The sequence below is a fragment of the Rhodosalinus halophilus genome, from assembly GCF_003298775.1.
Classification (GTDB): domain Bacteria; phylum Pseudomonadota; class Alphaproteobacteria; order Rhodobacterales; family Rhodobacteraceae; genus Rhodosalinus; species Rhodosalinus halophilus.
In genome coordinates this window covers 213,595-228,188 of record NZ_QNTQ01000004.1, presented here as the reverse complement: position 1 = coordinate 228,188, position 14,594 = coordinate 213,595, and the positions used below count along the sequence as shown (strand labels likewise).

Here is a 14,594-nt window from a genome sequence, read left to right as displayed (position 1 = left end):
CGGGTCGTTTCGCGCGTGGCGACATTGCGACGAGAGCTTGTGTTGTGCCGGCCACTGGCGACATAATACAGCCCAATTCGGGGATTAGGACTGCTTCAACCGCGCGCCCGCAGGGTAGGGGCGCACGACAGCGTGTCAAAGGTGCGCCCCGGGGCAGGTGATGATCGAGTTCGACAACGTCAGCAAGTCCTTCTGGACCGGCACGCAGCGCAAGGTCATTCTTGACAGCGTGTCCTTTCGCGTGGAACTCGGGCGCTCGCTCGGCGTGCTCGCACCGAACGGGACGGGCAAGACGACGCTGATCAAGATGATGGCCGGGCTCGAGAAGCCGGACGAGGGGGAAATCCGCCGCAACTGCAAGGTTTCCTTCCCATTGGGCTTCATGGGCGGGGTGATCTCGAAGCATTCCGCGCGCGAGAACGCCCGCTACATCGCGCAGCTCTACGGGCTCGATCCCGACTACGTCGAGGCGTTCTGCCGCTGGCTCTGCGGGCTCGAGGAGTATTTCGACCAGCCGCTGGGCACCTATTCCTCGGGCATGAGGGCGCGGTTCACCTTCTCGCTCATGCTCGCGCTCGACTTCGACGTCTATCTCATCGACGAGGGGATGCCGTCCTCCACCGACGCCGAGTTCAACCGCAAGGCGGGCGAGATCCTGCGCGAGCGGCTGCGCACCACGACCCTGGTGATCGTCTCGCACCAGCCCCAGGTGCTGGAGCGCTTCGCCGTCAGTGCCGCGGTGCTGCTCGACGGAAGGCTCCACATGTTCGACACCCTCGAAGAGGCACGTCAACTCTATGACTACCAGACCGAAGGTTAGGAAGTTCCGCCTGCGCCGGCCGGTGCAGCGCTCCGGCGCGTCTGCCGGGGCGGGCGTGGCTGCCGGCGCCGCCGCGTCTGGGCGGCCCAAGGCGCAGGGCTCGGGCGGCCGCGCCTCTGAAAATGTCGCGGCGCTGCGCGCGGCGCTGGGCGGGCAGGGCGCTTCGGCCGCCGAGGAGACCCGCGGCGTCAGCGGCGAGGTCCAGAGCCCGGAGGAGGTCACGGTCTCCGATCAGATCGACGCGATCCGCCGCGAGGGGCTGACCGGCCGCCAGCTCCGCATGGCCCGGCGTGTCGCCCAGCGGCACGGGATCGCCGCCACATCGGACTTCGACGCGGTGCGCCAGTTGCGCGCTCGCGGCATCGATCCGTTCCGCCACGCCAGCATGCTCGAGCTTGTGGTCCCCGAGGAGCGCGCGCCCGACGAGGCAAAGGAAGAGCCCGCTCGACTGCCGCAGACCGTGCCGCAGAACCGCAGCGGAACGACGCTGCCCTCCACCGAGGTCAACCCGGCGGACCGCCGCGCGAGCGAGATCATGCGCATCCAGCGCGACATCGCCCGGCGACGCCGGCGCAAGCTCGCGCTGCTGCTCACGCGGCTCGCCTTCTTCGTCTTTCTGCCCACCTTCCTGGCCGGCTGGTATTTCTTCGTCATGGCCACGCCGATGTACGCCACGAAGTCGGAGTTCCTGATCCTGAAGTCCGACAGCGGGGGCAGCCCGGTGGGCGGTCTTCTTTCGGGCACGCAGTTCGCGACGAACCAGGATTCCATCGCCGTGCAGTCCTATCTGGAGTCGAAGGACGCGATGGTGCGGCTCGACGAGGACGAGGGCTTTCGGGCGCATTTCTCGCAGCCCTGGATCGACCCGATCCAGCGGCTCGATCCGGACGCCTCGATCGAGGATGCCTACAGCCTCTACACACGCAACGTCGATCTGGGCTACGACCCGACCGAGGGCGTGATCCGCATGGAGGTGACCGCCGCCGATCCGGAGGTCTCGGCCCGGTTTTCCGAGGCGCTTCTGTCCTACGCCGAGGAGCGGGTGGACAACCTCTCGCAGCGCAAGCGCGAAAACCAGGTGGCCGACGCGGAGCGCGCGCTGGCCGAGGCCGAGGAGGCCCGCCGCGAGGCGCAGCAGGCACTGGTCCAGCTCCAGCAGGAGGGCGCGGTGCTCGACCCGGAGGGCCGGATCGCGGCGCTGCGCAGCCAGATCAACAACATCGAGATGCAGATCCAGGAAAAGCAGCTGGAGCTCGCCGCGCTCGAGGACAACCTGCGGCCCAACGCCGCGCGGCTGGAGGGCGTGCGCGGCGATATCCGCCGTCTCGAGGCGCTGCTCGAGCAGGTCAACTCCCAGATGACCGAGGCCACGACCTCGCAGGGCTCGCTCGCTGCGCTCGCTTCGCAGATCCAGCTGGCGCAGGCCGATGTGGCCACGCGCGACATGATGCTGCAATCCGCGCTCGAGGCGCTCGAACAGGCACGGCGCGACGCCAACTCGCAGACGCGCTACCTGACGACATCGGTGCGCCCGCTTCCGCCCGAGGATCCGAGCTATCCGCGCGCCTTCGAGAACACGGTCTTGGCCTTCCTGATCTTTTCGGGCATCTACCTGATGATTTCGCTGACCGCCTCGATCCTGCGCGAACAGGTCTCGTCCTGAGACGCGGATAGAGAGGGTCGCGCCCGCCGATCGAACCGGGCCGCCCGAGGCGGCCCGCGCCTTGTCTGGACTGCCGCGCGCGCCGCGGCGCAGCCGAAAGAGGCCCCTTGCCGATGCGCCCCCATCCCGAGAGCCGCCCGAACACCTGGGAGTTCCTGTCCGAGCCGATGATCGCGCCGACGGGCTTTCGCGAATACGACGCCCGCTGGCGCTACCCGGAGGAGATCAACCTGCCGGGCATGACGGCTCTGGGCCGCGGGCTCGGCACGCAGATGCAGCGCCGCGGCATCCGGCCGGAGATCGCGGTCGGCAACGACTACCGGGACTATTCGCTCGCCATCAAGCAGGCGCTGATCCTCGGGCTGGTGCAGGCGGGCATCCGGGTGAAGGACATCGGCCCGGCGCTCTCGCCGATGGCCTATTTCGCGCAGTTCCACCTCGACGTGCCGGCGGTGGCGATGGTCACGGCGAGCCACAATCCCAACGGCTGGACCGGCGTGAAGATGGGCTTCGAGCGCCCGCTGACGCATGGCCCCGAGGAGATGGCGGAGCTGCGCGACATCGTGCTCGAGGGCCGCGGCGAACGGCGCGAGGGCGGCGGCTGGGAATTCGTCGAGGGCGTGCGCGACGCCTATCTCGAGGATCTGGCCGGCGATTTCCGCATGTCGCGCAAGCTGCGCGTGGTCTGCGCCACGGGCAACGGCACCGCCGGCGCCTTCGCCCCGGTGCTGCTGGAGCGCATCGGGGTCGAGGTCATCCCGCTCCACACCGAGCTCGACTACAGCTTCCCCAACTACAACCCCAACCCAGAGGCCATGGAGATGCTGCACGACATGGCCCGCGTGGTGCGCGAGACGGGCGCTGACCTTGCGCTGGGCTTCGACGGGGACGGCGACCGCTGCGGCGTGGTGGACGACGAGGGCGAGGAGATCTTCGCCGACAAGGTGGGCGTCATCATGGCCCGCGACCTGGGCAAGCTGCACCCGGGCGCCACCTTCGTGGCGGACGTGAAATCGACCGGCCTCTTCGCCGCCGATCCCGAGCTTCAGAAACTCGGCGTCAAGGCCGACTACTGGAAGACCGGCCACAGCCACATGAAGCGCCGGGTCAAGGAGATCGGCGCACTCGCCGGCTTCGAGAAGTCGGGGCACTACTTCCTGGCCGAGCCGGTGGGTCGGGGCTACGACGACGGGATGCGCGTGGCCGTGGAGATCTGCCGGATCCTGGACCGCAACCCCGAAAGCCGGATGTCGGACCTGCGCAAGGCCCTGCCGCGCACCTGGTCCACGCCCACCATGTCGCCCTTCTGCGGCGATACGGAGAAATACGAGGTGCTGGGCCGTCTCGTCGGCAAGCTCGAGGCCAAGGCCGAGGCGGGCGACACCTTGGGCGGGCGCCCGATCGACCGCGTGGTGACCGTGAACGGGGCGCGCGTGATCCTCGACAACGGCGCCTGGGGGCTGGTGCGGGCGAGTTCGAACACCCCCAACCTGGTGGTGGTCTGCGAAAGCCCCGAAAGCGAGGAGGAGATGCGCGCGATCTTCGCCGATATCGACGCGGTGATCCGGACGGAACCGGTGGTCGGGGACTACGACCAGAGGATCTGAGCGGAGCGCGAGAACGCGCTTGCAAAGCGCGTTCAAGGCGTTTGCAAACGCCTTGGCCACCGCTCCGCGGCCATCGGCCCGCCCGGGACCTCGGCGAGGGGGCGCTGCCCCCTCGGCCCGTTCCGGGCCTCACCCCCGGGGTATCTTTCGCAAGAGGAAGGAGCGGGCCGTTGCGCCGGCCGCGATGCTGCAATGCAGCGACGGCCCCGTGACAAGGGCGTGCGCCGCTCCTATAAGGCGCGCGACATTTCAGAGCAGCAACGGGACCGCATTCCATGACGCTTCAGGTTTTCGGCCACAAGGCCCCCGACACCGACTCCACCGGCTCGCCCATCATCTGGGCGTGGTATCTTTCCGAGGTGAAGGGCGAGGCGGCCGAGCCGGTTCTGCTGGGCGAGCCCAACACCGAGGCGGCCTTCGTGCTCGAGCGCTGGAAGCTCGACCGCCCGCGGGTCGCCGAGCGGATCGAGGACGGTGCGCCGGTGGTGATCGTGGATACCAACAACCCCGCCGAACTGCCCGAGAACGTCAACGCGCTCGACATAAAGGCGATCATCGACCACCACAAGCTGACGGGGGGCATCGAGACGAAGGCGCCGATCGACATCACGGTGCGTCCGCTGGCCTGCACCGCGACCATCATGCACGACCTGATGGGCGCGGACGCCGAACGGATGCCCGAGAGCGTCAAGGGCGCGATGCTCTCCTGCATCCTGTCCGACACGCTCGCGTTCCGCAGCCCCACCACCACCGACAAGGACCGCGCGGTGGCCGAAAGCCTCGCCGCCGATCTCGGGGTTTCGATCCCGGACTACGCCGCCGAGATGTTCGCGGCGAAATCCGACGTCTCCGCTTTCTCGGAGGCGGAGCTCCTGCGGATGGACTCGAAGTCCTACGAGGTCGGCGGCACGAAATTCCGCGTGAGCGTGCTGGAGACGACGAGCCCGGACCAGGTGCTGTCGCGCAAGGACGCGCTGATGGCGGCCATGCCCAAGGTCGCGGAGGAGGACGGCGTCGATCAGGTGCTGCTCTTCGTCGTTGACATCCTGCGTGAAGAGGCGACGCTCCTGGTGCCGAACGAGCTTGTAAAACGGGTGGCCGAAAAGAGCTTCGGCGCGGCGGTCGAGGGCGACACGGTGGTGCTGCCCGGCGTGATGAGCCGCAAGAAGCAGATCATCCCGAACCTCGCGGTCTGAAGGCCAGCGCGGGGCGATCGCGAATAGTACGGGGCGTCCGCGGCGACGCCCCTCTTCGTGCCGGAGGGGCGTCATGACCCGCATCATCGAGTCGCTCGACGAGATTTCCGCCCGTTACGATGCACTCCTGGTGGATCTCTGGGGCTGCGTGCACGACGGGGTGCGTGCGCTGCCCGAGGCGGTGGCGGCGCTCAGGCGCTATCGGCAGACGCGGGGCGGCGCGGTGGTGCTGGTGACCAACTCGCCCAAACCGCGTACCGGGGTGGAACGTCAGCTCGACAGGCTGGGTGTGCCGCGCGACGCCTGGGACGCGATGGCCACCTCGGGCGACAGCGCGCGGGCGGCGATGTTCCGCGGCGTGGTGGGGCAGAAGGTCGGGTTCATCGGGCAGGACCACGACCACGGCTTCTTCGAGCCGCTGAAGCTGCTCGACGATCCGCTCGAGATCGAGCGCGTGCCGCTGCGCGCGGCCGAAGGCATCGTCTGTACCGGGCCGTTCGATCCGATGGCCGATCCGGCGGTGCTGCGTCCCGAGCTGCTCTACGCCAAGACGCAGGGGCTCAAGCTGCTCTGCGCGAACCCCGATATCGTCGTGGACCGGGGCGAAACGCGCGAGTGGTGCGCGGGGGCGGTCGCCGCGCTCTATACCGAGATGGGCGGGGAGAGCCTCTATTTCGGCAAGCCGCATCCGCCGATCTACGATCTGGCCTACCGGCGGCTCGCGGCGCTGGGGCGCGACGTGCCCCGCGAGGCGATGCTGGCCATCGGCGACGGCACCCGCACCGACATCGCCGGCGCGATGGGGGAGGGGATCGATTCGCTCTACATCTCCGGCGGTCTCGCACGGGCGGAAACACGGACCGAGGGGCAGCCCGATCCGGCGGCGCTCGCGCGCTGGCTGGAGGCGGAGCAGGTGTCGCCGCAATACGCCATCGGTGCGCTCAGGTGACGCGCGGCAGACTTCGCTCTTGCTTTTCTGCGCACGCGAAGTAATTAAATTGCCCTACGGCGCATCGCAGCGCCGGAATATTGCTCGCGCGATCCGGGAGGCCCTGATGTTGGACAACATGCCCCGCGGCACGATCTGCATCGAGGACATTGAGATGGGCATGACCCGTCACCTGCGAAAGGTGGTGACGGATGCGGACATCGAGATGTTCGCCGAGGTCTCGACCGACCGGAACCCGGTGCATCTCGACGACGACTACGCCCGCGACACGATTTTCGAGGGCCGTATCGCCCACGGGATGCTGACCGCCGGGCTGATCTCTGCGGTGATCGGCGAGCAGCTGCCGGGTCACGGCACCGTCTACATGGGCCAGACGCTCAAGTTCCTGGGGCCCGTTCGCCCCGGCGACATGGTCACCGCCGAGGTCGAGGTCACGGCCATCGACCATGCAAAGCGGCGCGTCACCCTCGACTGCCGCTGCCTCGTGAACGGCAAGAAGGTGCTCATCGGCGAGGCCGTCGTGCTGGCGCCGTCGCGCAAGTTCGACTGAGGCGGGCGCTCATCGGCCCCTTGCGGGGCCTCTTCGCGAGAAGCGCCCGAAAGGGCGCGCCGAGCCGGCGGCCCGGCTTGCGCCCTGCGGCGGGCGGCGCTAGGTGCCTGTCCCATGCGGATCGTGCGCGACCATCAGTTCACCACGCCCGAGGATCGCGGCGCGGCCGCCGCGATCGGCAATTTCGACGGCGTGCATCTGGGCCATATCGCGGTGATCGATCAGGCCCGCGCGGAGGCTGCGCGGCTTCACGTTCCGCTCGGTGTCGTGACCTTCGAGCCTCACCCCCGGCAGTATTTCGCGCCGGACGCGCCTCCTTTCCGCCTGACGGGGCCGGAGGCGCGGGCCAACCGCCTGGCGAAGCTGGGCGTGGACGTGCTCTACGAGCTCCAGTTCAACGCGGCCATGGCCGCGCTCAGCCCCGAGGGGTTCGCGGGCGAGGTGCTGCGCGATGGACTCGGGCTCGCGCATGTGGTGGTGGGCAGCGACTTCTGCTTCGGCAAGGACCGCGCCGGCAGCGTCGCGGACCTGAAGCGATTCGGCGCGACGATGGGCTTCGGCGTGACGGTGGCCGAGATGGTGACGGCGGGAGAGACGCGCGTCTCCTCCACCGCGATCCGCGAGGCGCTGTCGCGGGGGCGGCCGCGTGAGGCACAGGCTCTGCTTGGGCACTGGCACCGGATCGAGGGGCCGGTGATCGGAGGCGAGCAGCGGGGTCGCGAGCTCGGTTATCCAACCGCGAACATGTCGATCGAGGGGCTGCATCCGCCGCGCTTCGGGGTCTATGCGGTACTGGTTGACGTGCTCGACGGGCCGAGCGCGGGCGCCTACCACGGCGCGGCCTCGCTCGGCGTGCGCCCGATGTTCGGTGAGAACCGCGCCAACCTCGAGACCTATCTTTTCGACTTCTCCGGCGATCTCTACGGTGCGCATCTCTCCGTCGCGCTGGTGGAGTTCCTGCGCCCGGAAGAGCGCTTCGACAGCCTCGATGCGCTGATTGCGCAGATGGACGCGGACTGCGCCCGCGCGCGCGCCGTGCTGGAGGCGCTGTGAACCGCGATCCGATCGACCGTACCGGGCTTGCGCCCCGCTACTGGGAGCGCAAGCGCCTCGACGAGATGACGCGCGCCGAGTGGGAGGCGCTGTGCGACGGCTGCGGCAAGTGCTGCATGAACAAGCTCGAGGACGCGGACACCGGCGAGGTCTGGCTGACCCGTGTGGCCTGCCGGCTCTTCGACGATTCGACCTGCCGGTGCGGGCAATACGAGATCCGCCACCAGTTCGTGCCGGAGTGCATCGTGCTCACGCCTGCGACGATTCCCGAAAACCTTTACTGGCTGCCTGCGACCTGCGCCTATCGGCTGCTTCACGAGGGCCGGTCGCTCTACGACTGGCACCCGCTGATCTCGGGCGATCCGGAAACCGTGCACCGCGCCGGCGTCTCGATGCGCCACCGCACTGTCCCCGAGTTCGAGATCGACGAGGACGACTGGGAAGACCATCTGATCGAGGAGCCCCGCTGATGCAGTTCGCCTCCGACAACGCCGGCCCCGCGCACCCCGCGGTGCTGGAGGCAATGGTTTCGGTCAACGAGGGCTACGCAAGCCCCTATGGCGCCGACGAGGTGACGGAGCGCGTCACGGCCCGCCTGCGCGAGATCTTCGAGGCGCCCGAGGCGGCGGTGCACCTCGTCGCGACCGGCACGGCCGCCAATGCGCTGGCGCTCGCGACGCTCGCCGAGCCCTGGCAGGCGATCTTCTGCACGCCGGTCGCGCATATCCACCAGGACGAGTGCAACGCGCCCGAGTTCTATTCGGGCGGCGCCAAGCTCGCGCTGGTGGGCGAGGGCGACCGGATGAACCCCGAGAGCCTGCGCGCCGCCATCGCCGCCGAGGAAAGCCGCGGCGTTCACGGGCCGCAGCGCGGGCCGGTCTCGATCACCCAGGCGACCGAGCGTGGCGGGGTCTACGACGTGGGCGAGATCGCCGCCCTGGGCGAGGTCGCCCACGGCTTCGGCCTCAAGCTGCATCTCGACGGCGCGCGCTTTGCCAACGCACTGGTCGCGCTCAATGCGAGCCCCGCCGAGATGACCTGGAAGGCGGGCGTGGACGCGGTGAGCTTCGGTGCGTCGAAGAACGGCTGCCCCGGCGTCGAGGCCGTGATCCTCTTCGATCCGGAAAAGGCCTGGGAATTCGAGCTGCGGCGCAAGCGCGGCGGGCACCTCTTCTCGAAGCACCGCTACCTCGCCGCGCAGATGGAGGGATACCTCGCGGACGATCTCTGGCTGAAGAGCGCCCGCCAGGCCAACGCCGCCTGCGCGCGGCTGGCCGACGGTCTCCGCAGCCTTGCGGGCGTCGACTTCCTGCAGGAGCCGCGCGCCAACATGCTCTTCGCCCGGATGCCGCGCGCCATGCACCGGCGGCTGCATGAGGCGGGGGCGCGCTACTACCTCTGGGAAGGCACGCTCGAGGGCGACGACCCCGAAGAGCCGCTCACCGCGCGTCTGGTCTGCGACTGGGCCATCGGCGAGGACGAGATCGACCGCTTCGTCGGAATTGCGCGGGGCTAGCCCGCGTTGAAAAGCGAGCCGACGAGATAGGCGATGCCGGCGGCGGTGCCGCCGATCGCCAGCGTTTCGGCCCCCGAGCGCCACCAGGCCGAGAGCGACCAGCGCGACTTGAACGCGCCGATGCCGAAGAAGGTGGCGAGCGTCATCGCCACCGACAGGCGGAAGGCGTCCGCCACCCCCAGCATGAAGGGCAGCAGCGGCACGAGGCCGGCGGCGAGAAAGGCCAGGAAGGTGGCGAGCGCGGCGCGGAACGGCGCGGGATCGGAGGGCGAGACGCCATATTCCCGCTCCATCATCAAGTCGATCCAGGACTCCCGCTTGAGGGCGATCGAATCGGTGGCCTGCTCGAGGATATCGCCCTCCAGCCCCATGTTGGCGAGGATCTGGCGCAGCTCGCGCCGCTCGCCCGCGGGTTCGGAAGCGATGTGGCGCTCTTCCACGCGGCGCAGGCGGCGCGCATTGTCGGCCTCGGCCTTGGTGCCCGAGTAATTGCCTGCGGCCATCGAGAAGCCGTCGGCCAGCACGTTCGCGATCCCCAGCGCGACGATCACGAAGGGCGACAGGCCCGCTCCGGCCACTCCTGCGACGATGGCGAAGGTCGTCACCGACCCGTCGATCGCGCCGTAGACGACATCGCGCAGATAGCCGCGTGACGGCGGCGCCGCGAGGCGCGTCTCGATTTCCTGCTGGCTGTGGCCGTGCTCCCGCATCGCGACCTCCGGCTGGCGTGGCGGCGAGCCTGGCCGCTCGGGGCCGTCCGGTCCTTGCGCTGGATCAACCTCGTGGCGCGGCGGCCCGGGACGTCTGCCCGCTTGCCGCGCCGCGCAGCGCCTCCCATATCGAATCTCGGTTCATGGTTTGGAGTGACGCGATGGTCGGGTATCTGCGCACGGCGGTTCTGATGGCCGTGATGACGGCGCTTTTCATGGGCGTGGGCTATCTGCTCGCCGGCACGACGGGCATCGTCCTGGCGCTCGTCTTCGCCGCGGGGATGAACCTCTTCACCTGGTGGAACTCGGACCGCATGGTCCTTCGGATGCATGGCGCGCGCCTGGCCGAGGGGCCGGGGACCGAGGGGCTGCGCGCGATGGTCGCCGATCTGGCACGTCGGGCGGACATGCCGGTGCCCGCGACCTATGTCATCGACACCGAGCAGCCCAATGCCTTCGCCACGGGCCGCAATCCCGACAATGCCGCGGTCGCGGTGACGACGGGGCTGATGCGCAGCCTGAGCCGCGAGGAAGTGGCGGGCGTGATCGCGCACGAACTGGCCCACATCAAGAACCGCGACACGCTCATCATGACGATCACCGCGACCTTCGCCGGCGCGATCTCGATGCTGGCGAACTTCGCGCTGTTCTTCGGCGGGCGGCGCGACAGCCCGCTGGGCCTTATCGGGACGATCGCCATGATGATCCTCGCACCGCTCGCGGCGGGCCTCGTGCAGATGGCGATCAGCCGCACGCGCGAATACGAGGCCGACCGTATCGGCGCCGAGATCTGCGGCGAACCGCTCTGGCTCGCCTCGGCGCTCCAGCGGATCCAGGGGCTGGCCAGCCGGATCGACAACAACGCGGCCGAGCGCAATCCGGCGACCGCGCATATGTTCATCATCAATCCGCTGCATGCCCATGGCTACGACAACCTTTTCTCGACGCATCCGAAGACCGAGAACCGGGTCGCGGCGCTCGAGGCGATGGCGCGCGGAGGGCATGGCGGCGCCGCGCCGCGGGCGGCCGCGCCTTCCGGCCCCTGGGGCTGAGCGGTCAGGCGCGTTCGGCCAGCGTGAGCGCGATGGTCGAGATGTCCTGATCCGCGCGGCCCTTTTCACAGCTTTCGCGCATGAGGGCGCGGGCGGCGTCGGTCATCGGCAGGGCGGCATGACCCGCGCCGACCTCCGCCACGGTGTCGAGATCCTTGAGCATCATGGCGACCGTGCCCAGCGGGTCGGAGAAGTCCTCCGCCGCCATACGGGGGGCCAGCAGCTGAAAGGGCTTCGAGTCGGCGAAGCCGCCGGCCAGCGCCTCGGTCAGGCGGGTCGCGTCCACGCCGGAGCGTCTGGCGAAGTTCACGGCCTCGGCCACCACCGCCATGGTGCAGCCGGAGATGATCTGGTTGACCAGCTTGGTCATCTGCCCCGCGCCCACCGGCCCCATTTGGGTGACGCGGGCAGCCAGCGGCGCCAGCAGCGGGCGGGCGCGCGCCACGTCCTCGTCGCTGCCGCCCGCCATGATCGTCAGGCTCCCCGCCTTCGCCGCGGGCGTGCCTCCTGAGACGGGTGCATCCACCCAGCCCATGCCGGTGGCCCCGCGCAGCCGTTCGGCCAGCCGCTGCGTCGTCTCCGGGTGCATCGACGAGAGGTCGACGAAGAGCTGTGGGCCTGCGGCCTCGGCCACGCCGCCCGCGCCGAAGAGCACCGCCTCGACGGCGCTGGCGTCCGTCAGGCAGGCCATGACCACGTCAGAGGCGGTGGCCAGCGCCGCGGGCGTTTCCGCCACCAGCGCGCCGGCCTCGACCGCGGGCGCGGCCTTTCCGGCGGTCCGGTTCCAGACGGTGACGCGGTGCCCGGCGGCCAGCAGGTTCAGAACCATCGGCAGACCCATGAGCCCGGTGCCCAGAAAGCCGATGCGCGGGGCCTCAGTCATCGGGCACCTCGTCCATCGGCCACTCCGCGGCACCGGAGTGGGTCACCGCGCCGGCAAAGGCGCTGCCCACCTGGGCTGCGTATTTCTCCAGCACGCCCGCGAGCCTGCGCTCTGGGCGTTCGGCCAGCGCGGCGCGGCGGCGGTCCAGTTCCTCTTCCGGCACCAGAAGATCGATGGCGCGCGCAGCGCCCGTGTCGATCCGCACCGTGTCACCGTCCTCCACCAGCGCGAGCGGCCCGCCTGCCGCGGCCTCGGGCGAGAGATAGCCGATGCACATGCCGCGCGTGGCGCCGGAGAAGCGGCCATCGGTGACCAGCGCCACCTCCTCGCCCATGCCCTGGCCGTAGATCACCGCCGTCGGTCCCAGCATCTCGCGCATGCCGGGGCCGCCCTTCGGCCCCTCGTTGCGGATGATGATGACGTCGCCCGCCGCATAGGCGCGCGCGCGGATCACCGCCATGCACTCTTCCTCGCTGTCGAAGACGCGGGCGGGGCCTTCGTGCACCCGCTTCTTGAGCCCGGCCACCTTGATGAAGGCGCCCTCGGGCGCGAGGTTGCCCTTGAGCACGATGACCCCGCCCGAAGTGTCGATGGCATCTGCGACCGGCCGGATCACCTCTCCGTCGGGGGCGGGCGCCTCGGCCACCGCCTCCTCCAGAGTCGCGCCGGTCAGGGTCAGCGTCCCCCCGTGCATGTGGCCCGAGGCGATCAGCTCCTTCACGATCATCGGAACCCCGCCCTGCCGGTGCACGTCGAGCGCGTAGTAGGCCCCGCCGGGCCGCAGGTTGCCGATCAGCGGCGTGCGCTCGAAGACCGCGCCCACGTCGTCCATGGTGAAGGCGATGCCCGCCTCGTTGGCGATGGCGCAGAGATGCATGCCCGCGTTGGTCGAGCCGCCCGTCGCCGCGACGATGGCGCAGGCGTTCTCGAGGCTTTCGCGCGTGACCAGATCGCGGGGCAGGGGGCCACCCGCCCAGACCACGTCCATCACCATGTGCCCCGCGCGGCGGCCGAGCGCCTGCCGTTCGGAATAGACCGCCGGGATCAGCGCCGAGCCCAGCGGCGCGAGGCCCAGGACCTCGGACACCATGCCCATGGTGTTGGCGGTGAACTGCCCGGGGCAGGAGCCCAGCGTCGGCATCGCCACGCGCTCCAGCGCATCGAGCTCTTCCCGCGTCATCTGCCCGGCCATGACGGCGCCGGCCCCCTCGTAGGTGTCGAGGACCGAGACAGCCCGCCCGCCCATCGTGCCGGGCAGCGTGCTGCCGCCGTAGACGAAGACCGAGGGGCAGTTGAGCCGCACCATCGCCATCAGCATCGCGGGCAGGTTCTTGTCGCAGCCGCCGTAGGCCACCAGCCCGTCATAGGCGTGCCCGCGCATCACCAGCTCCACGCTGTCGGCGATCACCTCGCGGCTCACCAGGCTGCATTTCATGCCCTGATGGTTCATGCTGATTCCGTCGGAGACGGAAATCGTGGTGAACTCCCGCGGGGTGCCGCCCGCCTCTGCCACACCGCGATAGGCATGCCGCGCCTGTTCGCCGAGGTTGCCGTTGCACGGAGAAGTCTCTCCGGCGGTCGAGACCACGCCGATCATCGGGCGCGCCATGTCCTCGTCGTCGAGCCCCTGCGCGCGCATGAAGGTGCGGTGCGGCGCGCGGTCGAGGCCGCGGTGGGTCACGCGCGAGCGGTAGGGCGGCGCGGCGCTGCGGCTGTCTTCGGGCATCGAACGGTCCTCGGGATTGCGGCTGCCTCTGGACGCTAGATTTCGCGGAGTCCTAAAGTCAACCGAACGACGAGCCGGGAGGAGCAGGCGGATGGTCGAGGATATCGCGGAGCGGATCGCGGCGGCGCGCGCCGAGGGACGGGCCTACGACCTGCCCGATACGGAGGATCTGGCTCAGGCCTATGCCGTGCAGGACGCGCTGGCGGCCAAGGTCGGCGAGGCCGCCGGCTGGAAGCTCGCCGTGAACGGCAAGCCGCAGATGCAGTTCTTCGGCGTCTCCGAGCCGGTTGCGGCGCGGGTGTTCCGCGCCGATCTGGCGGAAAGCGGGGCGGCCTTGCCCCGGCGCCGCTTCCACGCGCTGACGATCGAGCCCGAGATCATGGCGGTCATGGGTGAGGGCGCCGGGGCGCTCGGCGCCGAGGCGTCTGCCGGGGAGACCCTCGCGGCGATCGACCGCTTCCTGCCGGCCATCGAGCTCATCGACATGCGCGGGCTTTCCCTGAAGGACGCGACGCTGCCGCAGGCTGTGGCGCTCAACGTCTTCAACGCGGGCGCGGTCACGGGCGGTCCGGGCGTGGCGCCCGATCAGCTCGACCCCGCCACCGTGCGCGTCACGCTCGACATCGACGGGCGCCGCGCGGGCGAGGCGACGGGCAGTGCCCCGCAGCCGCCGGGGGAGGCGGTGCGCTGGCTCGCCGGCCACCTCGCCGCACGCGGCCTCGCGCTGCGCCCTGGCGATGTGGTGCTCTGCGGCACGCTCCTGCCGATGACGCTCCTGCCCGAGACGGCGCGCCGCGTGCGCGTGCGGATGAAATGGCTGGGGGAGGTGGGTTTCAGCCTCGACGGCTGATCCGGCCGCGTCCCCTCCG

The 14,594-nt window shown here is 69.8% G+C and carries 14 protein-coding genes; 11 read left to right on the top strand and 3 right to left on the bottom strand.

Annotation, left to right across the window (positions count from 1 at the left end):
- The first annotated feature begins 160 nt into the window (after window positions 1–160).
- The 9 genes from DRV85_RS04665 (at window position 161) to DRV85_RS04625 (ending at window position 9,354) form a co-directional block, all read left to right on the top strand.
- Entirely contained in the window at window positions 161–820 is a 660-nt protein-coding gene (locus DRV85_RS04665; RefSeq protein ID WP_113288271.1) for an ABC transporter ATP-binding protein, read from the top strand.
- Window positions 798–2,483: a KpsE/RkpR family capsule polysaccharide export protein gene (locus DRV85_RS04660; RefSeq protein ID WP_113288270.1), complete on the top strand. Its 1,686-nt coding sequence runs from the start codon at window positions 798–800 to the stop codon at window positions 2,481–2,483. The genes DRV85_RS04665 and DRV85_RS04660 overlap by 23 nt, the downstream gene beginning before the upstream one ends.
- Window positions 2,484–2,596: 113 nt before the next feature.
- Window positions 2,597–4,090: a phosphomannomutase/phosphoglucomutase gene (locus DRV85_RS04655; RefSeq protein ID WP_113288269.1), complete on the top strand. Its 1,494-nt coding sequence runs from the start codon at window positions 2,597–2,599 to the stop codon at window positions 4,088–4,090.
- Window positions 4,091–4,365: 275 nt separating this feature from the next.
- Window positions 4,366–5,286, top strand: coding sequence for a manganese-dependent inorganic pyrophosphatase (locus DRV85_RS04650; RefSeq protein WP_113288268.1), 921 nt, complete (start codon window positions 4,366–4,368; stop codon window positions 5,284–5,286).
- 73 nt (window positions 5,287–5,359) lie between these two features.
- A complete protein-coding gene (locus DRV85_RS04645) occupies window positions 5,360–6,235 on the top strand; it encodes an HAD family hydrolase (protein WP_113288267.1) in 876 nt (291 codons plus the stop codon).
- Between the two features lie 106 nt (window positions 6,236–6,341).
- Window positions 6,342–6,785 carry a MaoC family dehydratase gene (locus DRV85_RS04640; RefSeq protein ID WP_113288266.1) on the top strand — a complete coding sequence of 148 codons (444 nt, stop codon included), beginning with the start codon at window positions 6,342–6,344 and terminating at the stop codon, window positions 6,783–6,785.
- Window positions 6,786–6,899: 114 nt separating this feature from the next.
- Complete coding sequence (locus tag DRV85_RS04635) at window positions 6,900–7,838, top strand: bifunctional riboflavin kinase/FAD synthetase (RefSeq protein ID WP_113288265.1); 939 nt, start codon at window positions 6,900–6,902, stop codon at window positions 7,836–7,838.
- Complete coding sequence (locus DRV85_RS04630; RefSeq protein WP_113288264.1) at window positions 7,835–8,308, top strand: YcgN family cysteine cluster protein; 474 nt, start codon at window positions 7,835–7,837, stop codon at window positions 8,306–8,308. The genes DRV85_RS04635 and DRV85_RS04630 overlap by 4 nt, the downstream gene beginning before the upstream one ends.
- Window positions 8,308–9,354 (top strand): threonine aldolase family protein, encoded by a 1,047-nt coding sequence (locus DRV85_RS04625; RefSeq protein WP_113288263.1) that lies wholly within the window; start codon window positions 8,308–8,310, stop codon window positions 9,352–9,354. The genes DRV85_RS04630 and DRV85_RS04625 overlap by 1 nt, the downstream gene beginning before the upstream one ends.
- On the opposite strand, the gene DRV85_RS04620 is transcribed toward DRV85_RS04625, so the two are convergent.
- Complete coding sequence (locus DRV85_RS04620; protein ID WP_113288262.1) at window positions 9,351–10,064, bottom strand: VIT1/CCC1 transporter family protein; 714 nt, start codon at window positions 10,062–10,064, stop codon at window positions 9,351–9,353. The two genes, DRV85_RS04625 and DRV85_RS04620, sit on opposite strands and share 4 nt — an antisense overlap.
- A 161-nt stretch (window positions 10,065–10,225) precedes the next feature.
- Here DRV85_RS04620 and htpX point away from each other — a divergent pair, with 161 nt between their 5' ends.
- Window positions 10,226–11,116 carry a zinc metalloprotease HtpX gene (gene htpX, locus DRV85_RS04615; protein ID WP_199525815.1) on the top strand — a complete coding sequence of 297 codons (891 nt, stop codon included), beginning with the start codon at window positions 10,226–10,228 and terminating at the stop codon, window positions 11,114–11,116.
- A gap of 4 nt (window positions 11,117–11,120) precedes the next feature.
- Here htpX and DRV85_RS04610 read toward each other — a convergent pair whose 3' ends face one another.
- Window positions 11,121–11,999, bottom strand: a complete 879-nt coding sequence (locus DRV85_RS04610) for an NAD(P)-dependent oxidoreductase (protein WP_113288260.1) — start codon at window positions 11,997–11,999, stop codon at window positions 11,121–11,123.
- A complete protein-coding gene (ilvD, locus tag DRV85_RS04605; protein WP_113288259.1) occupies window positions 11,992–13,725 on the bottom strand; it encodes a dihydroxy-acid dehydratase in 1,734 nt (577 codons plus the stop codon). Before ilvD ends, DRV85_RS04610 begins: the two co-directional genes overlap by 8 nt.
- A 91-nt stretch (window positions 13,726–13,816) precedes the next feature.
- On the opposite strand from ilvD, the gene DRV85_RS04600 reads away from it, so the two are divergent.
- Window positions 13,817–14,575 (top strand): 2-keto-4-pentenoate hydratase, encoded by a 759-nt coding sequence (locus DRV85_RS04600; protein WP_113288258.1) that lies wholly within the window; start codon window positions 13,817–13,819, stop codon window positions 14,573–14,575.
- Window positions 14,576–14,594: the final 19 nt, after the last annotated feature.

Bases quoted from the DNA above. Each gene is read 5' to 3' on its own strand.
- DRV85_RS04640 (WP_113288266.1), top strand. From the start codon at position 6,342: ATGTTGGACAACATGCCCCGCGGCACGATCTGCATCGAGGACATTGAG.
- DRV85_RS04635 (WP_113288265.1), top strand. From the start codon at position 6,900: ATGCGGATCGTGCGCGACCATCAGTTCACCACGCCCGAGGATCGCGGC.
- DRV85_RS04610 (WP_113288260.1), bottom strand. From the start codon at position 11,999: ATGACTGAGGCCCCGCGCATCGGCTTTCTGGGCACCGGGCTCATGGGT.
- htpX (WP_199525815.1), top strand. From the start codon at position 10,226: ATGGTCGGGTATCTGCGCACGGCGGTTCTGATGGCCGTGATGACGGCG.
- DRV85_RS04600 (WP_113288258.1), top strand. From the start codon at position 13,817: ATGGTCGAGGATATCGCGGAGCGGATCGCGGCGGCGCGCGCCGAGGGA.
- DRV85_RS04665 (WP_113288271.1), top strand. From the start codon at position 161: ATGATCGAGTTCGACAACGTCAGCAAGTCCTTCTGGACCGGCACGCAG.
- DRV85_RS04660 (WP_113288270.1), top strand. From the start codon at position 798: ATGACTACCAGACCGAAGGTTAGGAAGTTCCGCCTGCGCCGGCCGGTG.
- DRV85_RS04655 (WP_113288269.1), top strand. From the start codon at position 2,597: ATGCGCCCCCATCCCGAGAGCCGCCCGAACACCTGGGAGTTCCTGTCC.
- DRV85_RS04625 (WP_113288263.1), top strand. From the start codon at position 8,308: ATGCAGTTCGCCTCCGACAACGCCGGCCCCGCGCACCCCGCGGTGCTG.
- ilvD (WP_113288259.1), bottom strand. From the start codon at position 13,725: ATGCCCGAAGACAGCCGCAGCGCCGCGCCGCCCTACCGCTCGCGCGTG.
- DRV85_RS04650 (WP_113288268.1), top strand. From the start codon at position 4,366: ATGACGCTTCAGGTTTTCGGCCACAAGGCCCCCGACACCGACTCCACC.
- DRV85_RS04620 (WP_113288262.1), bottom strand. From the start codon at position 10,064: ATGCGGGAGCACGGCCACAGCCAGCAGGAAATCGAGACGCGCCTCGCG.
- DRV85_RS04645 (WP_113288267.1), top strand. From the start codon at position 5,360: ATGACCCGCATCATCGAGTCGCTCGACGAGATTTCCGCCCGTTACGAT.